General features: G+C 54.8%; 6 protein-coding genes. 2 read left to right on the top strand and 4 right to left on the bottom strand.

What is annotated here, in order from left to right; all coding sequences use genetic code 11:
* Positions 1 to 92 precede the first annotated feature (92 nt).
* Positions 93 to 503, top strand: a complete 411-nt coding sequence (locus IAE33_RS21560) for a helix-turn-helix domain-containing protein (RefSeq protein WP_201165023.1) — start codon at positions 93 to 95, stop codon at positions 501 to 503.
* Between the two features lie 915 nt (positions 504 to 1,418).
* Here IAE33_RS21560 and IAE33_RS21555 read toward each other — a convergent pair.
* The 3 genes from IAE33_RS21555 to IAE33_RS21545 all read right to left on the bottom strand — a co-directional run bounded on the left by IAE33_RS21555 (position 1,419) and on the right by IAE33_RS21545 (position 7,015).
* Entirely contained in the window at positions 1,419 to 2,060 is a 642-nt protein-coding gene (locus IAE33_RS21555) for a DUF3223 domain-containing protein (protein WP_201165022.1), read from the bottom strand.
* 172 nt (positions 2,061 to 2,232) lie between these two features.
* A complete protein-coding gene (locus tag IAE33_RS21550; protein WP_201165020.1) occupies positions 2,233 to 6,609 on the bottom strand; it encodes an NACHT domain-containing protein in 4,377 nt (1,458 codons plus the stop codon).
* Between the two features lie 91 nt (positions 6,610 to 6,700).
* Entirely contained in the window at positions 6,701 to 7,015 is a 315-nt protein-coding gene (locus IAE33_RS21545; RefSeq protein ID WP_328804900.1) for a hypothetical protein, read from the bottom strand.
* A gap of 71 nt (positions 7,016 to 7,086) precedes the next feature.
* On the opposite strand from IAE33_RS21545, the gene IAE33_RS21540 reads away from it, so the two are divergent.
* Positions 7,087 to 7,479, top strand: a complete 393-nt coding sequence (locus IAE33_RS21540; protein ID WP_272940244.1) for an amidohydrolase family protein — start codon at positions 7,087 to 7,089, stop codon at positions 7,477 to 7,479.
* 167 nt (positions 7,480 to 7,646) lie between these two features.
* Here IAE33_RS21540 and IAE33_RS21535 read toward each other — a convergent pair whose 3' ends face one another.
* Positions 7,647 to 9,017, bottom strand: a complete 1,371-nt coding sequence (locus IAE33_RS21535; RefSeq protein WP_201165018.1) for a hypothetical protein — start codon at positions 9,015 to 9,017, stop codon at positions 7,647 to 7,649.
* Positions 9,018 to 9,114: the final 97 nt, after the last annotated feature.

Below are 9,114 nucleotides of genomic sequence, written 5' to 3'. Positions count from 1 at the left end.
GGCCTCAAGGCTGCTAGCTGAAACTGTCCAACTTTTGTGGGGCAGTCCAGTATGTGGGAGCCCTTCTTGCCCATATTTGGCCAGGAGCATGCATGTCGCTCAAAACAGGTTTCGCCACTGTACTCAAAGCAATGCGAGTAAGCCGCGGGCTGACGCATAAGCACATGGCTAAAGCCAGCAGTCGGGGGTATATGTCGAAACTGGAACAGGGGCGATCAAGTCCAACGGTCGACAAGCTGACGGTCATCAGTGATGCCCTGGGACTCAGCCCTCTCACACTGTTCACACTGTTCACACTGACGTTGAGCGTAGAGCGCGGTGAACCCATTGATACCCTATTACAGAGACTCAAAGCTGACATTGCAGACTTGGACGCCAACGATGCGCTCAAGGGGTTAGGGATCTCGTCGCTGCCCGCCGTCTGCGCAACAAGAGCTGCCCGAGCCCGCCGGCGGACGCAAGCTTACCCATCATCTCAAACTGAGCTGCACTTCGTTGAATAGGCAACGTGGGTTCGTTTGTGATTAAAGCCCAAGATCAATCGCAAACAGCCCATCCCTAAGCTCAGCAGGCGCGGCCTCATCATCCACGAGGCGTTTCAGCACGTGCCCACTCACATGAGACCGGAGCTGCTGCCGGATGTGGATATAACTGCTATCTGTACGCGGCACATTAGCGTTCGGTAAGACGCGCTCGAGCACTGCAAATGCCGCGGCTCCCACATCCTGTTTGTAAATGCGTGTCAAACTGTCTAGGCCAGGTTCTCGGCGGTAGCTGATCACTGCATCACTCACTATCGCTGCGAGATACTCACGATAATGCGCGGCGGCGCACAACCAGACAGTGCTCTCCTGCTCAACCTTCAATGACCTGCCCTCACGGCTTTCAATCGGCGCACAATACTCTGCCAAAGCGTCCTTGATCTCCAGGGCACTGAATGCAGCTCAACCATTTCGGAATCGTCATGTACATCCAGCTGGATCTAAACCACAACGACCGTGACGCTCTGCTGCGGCACTGCCAACAGTTTGCTCCCAATAGCGGAGACGCACGCGAGGATGCCCGTCTGACCGATGCCCTAGAAGCGCTAGCCGCTGCGCTTGAGGAAGTCCCAGATCCTGGGCTAGAGCAATTTCTGACAACATGACAGCCGCCTACCTACCGTATGAAGTCGGCAGCCGCAGCCTTTGCTGGCTAGTGGCGTATAGGTGATGGGCCACCGAGCATTTCGAGCTGGTAGTCAGTGACGGCCTGGAACGCGTACTCGGCCTCACGGCGAAGTCGCTCCAACTCTGCGTCGGAGAGACCATCAGCTTTGGCTTGGTCGTATTTCTTCATGGCATCTACAGCCTGCTTGTACATTGGATCATCGGGGAGTAGCGACTGTCGCACTCGTACCATCATGGCTGGTTCCTCGCTCATCGCTGAAGCCTACCTCCCTTCTTTACATTAGCTTGCATTCTGGTTGGCTGGAGCTGGGCGTGGTGCAGGTGAAAGTCCACAAAGGCCATTTGTATCTCACAGTCTGTAAGCGCGAGGCACATCCCATTGCCGATCACTTCTAGGGTGCGCAGGTCAACCTGGTAGGCCCTACAGAACTCTTCCAAGAGCCGCCAAAAGGGAATCTTATGGTCGACGTGCAGATCGTTGGGGTGGACTATTTCATCACCTGTGATTGCGCAGTAGATGGGCCACTGAAGACCAGCGCGGAAGCTGTCCATTTGTGGCCTTACTGCGAAGCGCAATGCTTCACAGACCTTCCCGTGGTGCGACTGCTGTACACCCGTGATACAGCGCTTGTAGGAGAAGCTATCGACACTCTCATCGACGCGGACTAGACGCAGACCTCGTCCTGCTAGCGTGTTTCTCTCAAGGCAAAAATGATCAACTCCAATGCCAATCTTACGTTCTGCATCTGGGTGCAGTGCCAGTAGCAATCGCAGTTTTTGATCGGCCAAGGGATGGGTAATTCGCCCGGCATCAGCAGTCCTAATGAAGTGCTTCAAGCGATCCAGCAGAGCCTGCTTTGAGGCGTATTCAAATGGGCCTAGCCAGTACATCCTTGTACTCCATTGATTATCCCAAATCAGTCTGACCTCAGCCGACAATCTCCATCTAATCCACGAAGCCTTGGAGTGCGGACTTTGCCCTAGAGCAGCACGACCCCCCATGCAGCGGCAGCCGTAGCCTACCATTGGCTGACTGACGAGCAGGCACACTATGACGGCTTACCTAGGATCTGGGCTTCCTCGGTTGCTTGACCGCCTTGCCAGCACCAGTCGAGGCTTTTTTTGCACGCGCTGGTTTCTCGGGCTTCTTCTCAGCTACCTGATCTCCGCGACGTTTTGTGAGATCAATGCCGATGACTCGGATATCTTCCACGTGTGGGTAACGGCTAGCTAAAACCGACCAATGGGTCTGTAGAGCTTCAATAAGCTCCACAAAGCCTACCCTTCGCCCACTGTCCGGTAATGTCCATTTCGAGTTTGCTTTCTCGCCTTGATGGACGAGAAGGAAGATCCCTCGGCTGGATCGCCTATCTCGTAGGTAGTCACCGCATAACTGTGCATCTAGCCGCTCAAAAAGCTTCGGCCCAGTCCATTTTTCGGCAAGCTTCAGCTCCGCCGGTACCGGCCCTATGCCGGCGCCCGCATGGAAGCGAAGATCCGGCCTTTTGGCATCGGCGAGCTCTTCTTCTTGTGGAATGATGTATCGCGCCCCCGCATGCTGACGGCACCAGTCGCCGATGTAGTTTCGCATCTCTGTCTCAAGCACTACTCGTTTCAGAACCTCAGCAATACTGGCGTCTCCGTCCTCAAGATCTCGCTTGAGGTTTTCGAGCCGATCAACAGCGAGGTACCAAAGATCGCGATGATTTGTCGGCGTGCACTCCAATTGCTTGTCGAAATTGGCGACCTGAAGGGGTGTCCATGCCGAAATATCCGCGTCGGCTGTAGCCTTGCTCTTTGCCCAGGACTCGGCCCAAGGCCGGTGTTGTTCGGAAGGGTGTTTGAGAGAGATCTCCATCAGCGCAAGGTATGCCTCCTTCCCGGGGATCGCCCGGATTTCAGAGAACAGCGCATCTCTTGCATGCTGTGCGTCATCTCTCAGACCAGGGGAATAAACACCCCCACCCGTGCGATCAATGTCCTCCTCGACCTTTACGTGTTGATGCATGAGCAAGAAGAGGGCTTTGAGGTGCTCAACGGTCTTGAAGGCTTGCCTTGAGCCCTTGTCGCCCCGGAAGGTGCCCATCAATGCAACCAGGAAGCGCATTGCAAATGCAGATTTGTCGGCCTCAACGATCTGTACAAGACGTGAACTCAACGCTGGGACTGCAACGCCTGGATCAGTTCCCACCCAGAGTGCGTACCACGCCGATTCAGTATCAAAATCTTTGGCTGCTACAGCATTCACAGCCGCTAGCGCCGCAATGGAGGAATCCTCGAGTGATGACTCCTTCAAGATTGCGAACAGTTCACTAAGGCCCGAAGAATCTGAGAATGGCTTTTTGAGGCGCTCTAGAATCATGGGCGCGAGGTGATTGAACATCCAAGGGGTGTGCCAGGCCACCTTCTGGATGACATCGTTTTTTGGCGCGTCCGAAGCCTTCGCTTCCAGTTCGTACACTATCTCCCCAAACACCAACTCAGTGACGGTTTCAGGGTGGAGGTCATGCAGCACTGAGAACCAAGTGGGGAAGCCATTGAGCTCAAGAAGCGCATATCGTACGGCTAATGCTGCATCCGCAGGACTGAGGTGATTCAACGCATCAGCTTCTTCTGTAGCCCCAATACTGAGACCCACAAGCCCAAGTACGACCTCTGTAGTCACGGAGCCCGGTGCCGCCCCTTCAGAGCGAAGCTTTGGACGGTAGCCGCGCCAAAAGCCCATCGCCCCCTTTCGAAAGGCACGCGCCACCTCTTCTCCAAACATTGGGATTAGCGCAGTCCAATTCCCATCGGCCCAGTGGAGAGAATCAGTGCTGGCGTCCTGCATAACCCTGAGAAGATAGGCTTGGTCGTTGGTCGCTTCTCCGGGATGCAATGGCTCGGACAGCAGAGCCACGTTCGCAGTGAGATGCTTCTGCCACTTCCGTTCCCGATTTGCCTGTTTCAGGGCGCGTCTTTCGGCTCTCCGTGTCTGCTCGGCTTGCTGCTGCTCCCACTTGGCAGCGTAGTCAACGGCAGGCTGAAGATATTCCTGGAGTCTTTCCTCCAGTTCCACCTGCCCATGACTGAGTTTCTGTAACTGCTGGAGTGAATCTACCGGGCTTTCCGTTTGCTGATGCCACCGATAAGCCATGCCAAGCGCGATCAGCTTGTCATCCAGCAACGGGCGCCGCGTAATGTCGGCGCAAAATGCATCGAAACACTGGTTATCAAAGCTGCAGTAACTGCTGTGCTCGTCCACCTGCCAGTACTCGCTTAGCCTCTCTCCAGCAGAAGCTTTTTCAGCTCTTGACGTTGCCACATCCTGCCAGAAGAGCTGATAGTTGAGCTCCGTCCATTGCGGGACGCACTCCCTCAAGCGCTCGTTTACCGGCGAAACATTACCCTCTCCGTAATTTCTTGCTCTGGGAATTTTTCTTAGAATGGACAGAACCGCAGGATCAAGGGAGCCCGGTTCACGCGCCTCGATTAGACGGTGAGCTATGAGGCCTGCAGGCGCGAGTAACCAGACGTATCGCTTGGAGATGCGACAGTAGACTTTGTCCCTGACAGGCGGGACTTCAAGGAGCTCGTTGAATCGGGCCGCAAGCATGCTTAGGCGATCAAGCGGAACTTGAGAGAGATATTCTGGCAGCACCCTCGTAAGCCGATCCGAGGAGTATCGTGAGGGCTTGGCAGCCCGTTTAACCGCTTCCACAAGCCACTCGATCGAGCGATCATCCACGGGTAAGTCTTGGACAAGCGCGGCGATCCATTCCCGGTCAATGTCCTCGCTCTCCAAGAGAGCAGCATCACGAACCTCTTTTCGGTCAGCATCTGTACCCACCACTGAAAGCGCGTGGATGGCTGAGATCCGGGTGTACTTTTCTCGAGAATTCAACGCAAAGGCTTTGGCTTCAGCTGCTGCCCCTCGAAGCTCGCCCTGCCAGATCATGCGGAGCAAAAAGCCCGCTATATCACCATCTTCACCGTAATCGGCCAGAAGCGCTTTGATGTCTCCGGTCAAATCCTCGTTTGCAAAGCGCTGCGCGGCGGCATATTCATTGAATGACAAAGTGTTAGTAGGCCCACTCATTCGCTCACAGAGCTGACGCAAAATCAAACTACGTGCCTCAAGTGGCAGCTGGCTAGGGTCACCTCCCTCCAGGAGCACCTCCGGTGCTAGTCGAACGACTCGCTCCAAGATGCGACTATCAAGAATTGCAAGCCAGGGCAAAATGGGGCGCATTGTGGGCACGATGACTTCGATCCCATACTGTGCTCGGAAGAAGAGCTTCTCTATCTGCATGCGCGACGCGTCACTGACGATGAGCCGGCCCAGCCATTCTGCCGTCAGGAACTCACGTACAGAGCGATGGTGGAATCGAACTGTCCCGTAGATGCCCTGCTCGAAAATTGGTCGGCTAAGCAGAATCTCACATTGAGCATCGTCCCACTTTGGCAGAACATCTCGAACGGGGATGCCTCTTCGATTATCAACCCCATCGGGCACGCGGATTGCCGACTCCTGGCCCAGCGTGCAAGCGGCAGCAACAATCTGTGCACCTTCTCTGAGCGTTTCCAGAGCGATTGGCTTCAGCGCGGATTGATCCGGATTGGCTTCCAGCAGTCGGCGTGCAATGCTGGACTTCATCAATTCCAGCCTCGAGCCTATTTTGTGATTGGCTTGCCAGTACTCGATGAGCTCAGTGAGATCTTGAGGCCGGGTTGTCAGATCTGAGGCATCAGCCCGCTCCACCGCGTTCAGAAACGCGCGGATGTCCTTCACCCCCTTGCCTACTAAGAACGCCTCCATTTGTTTGCCATGAATGTCTTCGAGGCTGACGATTAGAAATGGAGACGCCTGGTGTTTAGGTTTGCTGGCAACGTTCAGATCTTGATCATCTTGCTCAACATCGGTAACGATTGCCTTGTAAGGCAAGTACTGATGGCACAGGAAATAATCGGATTTTGCGCGCCAAGCTGTGCTGCGCCCCGTCAAGATCACATGTGCTGATTGTGCGACCGGAGCGATCAAGCGACCAATTCGCTTAACTGCAATCTCAAAATCTTTGGGATCGCGTAAGCGGGATTCGTCAACAGAGTCGAGCAGTAGCCACCCCTCCTCTCCAGAGCTTACCCAGGCTTGAAATTCAGCGTAATCACCCTCTTCGAAAGCGTCTTCGATGTCCGATCTCACGTGCTCCAACCTGATGAAGAATGCATGCTTGCCTTCATCTCGAAGCATACGGGCCACGTGGCGAATTTCCTGAGTCTTCCCGGAGCCTGCCTCAGACAGGATCACGACACGGTGATGCGACAGTAGCTCTTGCCATTGCAGCGGCTGACGATTGAGCGAACGCCTTCCGAGCGCGGTGTTGTCGTCATCCTCAGGGTCAAACGCCAGCTCATGGAAGGTGCGGTTGATTTGGATGTAGGCGCTCGAAAAGGCAACCATTGCAGAGTTTCTCCAGGGCGAAAGCAATCGTGTCGAGCATAACCTACCCGTGCCAATAATGAGCCGCGCATAATCGCCATTACTCGATAACTTAGGTGGAAGCCAAAGCCTCCTCCTCCACCTGCTCAATGGCTTCCTCTGCCTCGATCTGATGGCGCGTCCACTCCGCAGCAATCGCTGGGTTCTCAATGATCTGTTGCTCGATGCGTTGAGTCTCTCTGTACTCGATTGCCTTGGCGCTCATCGTCCACTGCGGTTCTGCACCGAGCTGCTCAAGCTCAGCCCGAATAGCAGGCAAACCGATGCGGAAGAATGCCTTACGTGGGTTGACCTTGTTCACCTGCTCCCGCAGGAAATGACGGTGAAGCTGCCTCTCAAATCCAGGCGCGTCGTCGCTGAAGATCATGGCTGAATATCGAACCCGAACGGAACGCTTGCGTCACCGAGTTCCCGTACCCGATCCAGACGCTCACCCTAGTGCTCGGAGGCAATGCGAACCCGTTCATGCTGATGCAAACCTGTTTGAACCTTGCCGTCGCTAGCACCGGTGACGAGCAGGCAATGACCGCGCGTGATGTACTTCACTGGGCAACGCAAGGGGCCGCTGACATCATGGGATGGGGCGATAAGACCGGTTCCATCACTGTCGGTAAGCGAGCGGATCTGATCATGATCAGTACTCGAAATATCGGCATGATTCCCGTCATCGATCCTGTCGCCTCGGTTGTTCAATCTGCTACGCCAGCAGACGTGACCAACGTCATTGCTAACGGAAAGTTGGTGAAACGCGGTGGGGTAATGCTGGGTTTCGATATGCACGAATTAGCGCGAGAAGCTCGTCAGGGTGTTCATTATCTGCTGGAGAGATAGCCCCCCCCGGAACTAGGTTTCATGGCAGCCTCAATCACCAATTCGCCGTTGCGCTCGAAGAGTATCGTTACCCTGTGTATTCCCCCGACAGGAACACAGTGCAAGAGCTTGAACTCACTACGGGACAAATCAACCGAGCCCCAGCTCCGAGCACATGTGCGTGTTGGCTACGTACCCCTTAGCTGTACGCCCTTGTCCAGCAACCCTCGAAGAAAGCTCTCCCTGTCCTGCGAACTGCGAGTTGCCTGTTCCACAAGCGCCGCTGCACAGGCAGCAGCCAGACGTCGAGCTTCAACGCGCTTCTGAGTGGGGATCCTCTCAATCCCACCTCTTCCGTGTATGAAGGCACTTCGCAGGTGGTACAAGTCCGCGTAAATGCCCAGAGCGGTGGCATCATCCAGCAAGGCGGCCAATCGAGTACCAACCCGCTTGGTTGCCCCAAGGTTTTTATGATGCAGCTTTCGCTCGTTTGGGTTGTGATCTCCCTGAAGCCCTAAAGCCGCTTCAATGGAGGTCAGGTGCGCCATGAACTCGTCAATGCCATCGGCTAGAAACGCCCTGACCAAAAAATGCATGACCGGAGGCTTCAGCAGCTCTGAATCGAGAGCCTGTTGGAAGCTTACCCATCGTTCCTCACAGAACTGGGACATCTCGCGAGTCGCAGAGGCGGTCAGGGGAAACTCAATGGGACGTTCTATCTCGACTGCTTCTCCCCCCTCATCGTCGTAGATGAAAGGTTCCCATGCGAGGCTATCAGGATCCGGTGGTCGGCTAGGTGAATCGAAAATATCATCCGTTCGGCAGTACACCCAGGGCATTTCGAAGCCACGCCAGCTCTCTTCATTCATGGTTGACCACTCCTCCCAGGGTGCTAGCAGGAGGAAGAAAAGCACCCTCTCCACCGCAGTGGGGAAACGGCTTTCATGAGGGTTGATCGCACCACTGTCTCTTTCCATGAACGTTGAGAAGTCCGGCAAAGCACGTTGCCCTGCACTGGTTGGGACAGCCACAGTTTCTTCGATCACCAGCCAGTGAAACTGACAAAGTCTTGCGGTATCAAGTGCGTGACTTGGGTAATGCCTTGCGAGCCTGATCTTGTCAAAGAGAAGCTCCAACTCAGCTGGTTTAAACCTTCCCAGCTTGGCGGCCCCAAACGCTAAGGATGGGATATCTTCCGCGTAATTGAGTGGGCAGATGTAGATGCGACGCGCTTTCGTCTGCCCAAAAGCCGCATCAAGCTTGCTCGCGGCTTCAGCTATGTCGCCTGTGTCGTTTATCCGGTCTGAAGTCTGACTGCATGGAGCCCCGAGAGATCTCAATGCGTTACTCAGCGCAAACGGCAAGCCAAAACTGTGCTTGCCTTGCTCGTATTGATCGCTGCATACCTTTTCTAGCCGCTTGAACGCCGGCTCAGAAAAAAAACCACCGCTGGATGGCGGTACGCCCCACACATCATTGAGTGCATCAAGAATCTCTGGCACAACGCCTGCCATTTCAAGAACTCCATTCATTGGCATCAACTGGATCGAGCTTAACATCTCGCAAATTTTGGACGGAGTGATCCGTCTTCAGGCCCTGTGCCCGACTCAAAATTTTTTTGCTTGTAGAAGCTTCGTTTTGGAGTCAAAGCGAAAG

Origin of the sequence: Pseudomonas sp. S60, assembly GCF_016647865.1 — a bacterium.
Classification (GTDB): Bacteria; Pseudomonadota; Gammaproteobacteria; order Pseudomonadales; family Pseudomonadaceae; genus Aquipseudomonas; species Aquipseudomonas parafulva.
This window is presented reverse-complemented; position numbering and strand designations above follow the sequence as displayed.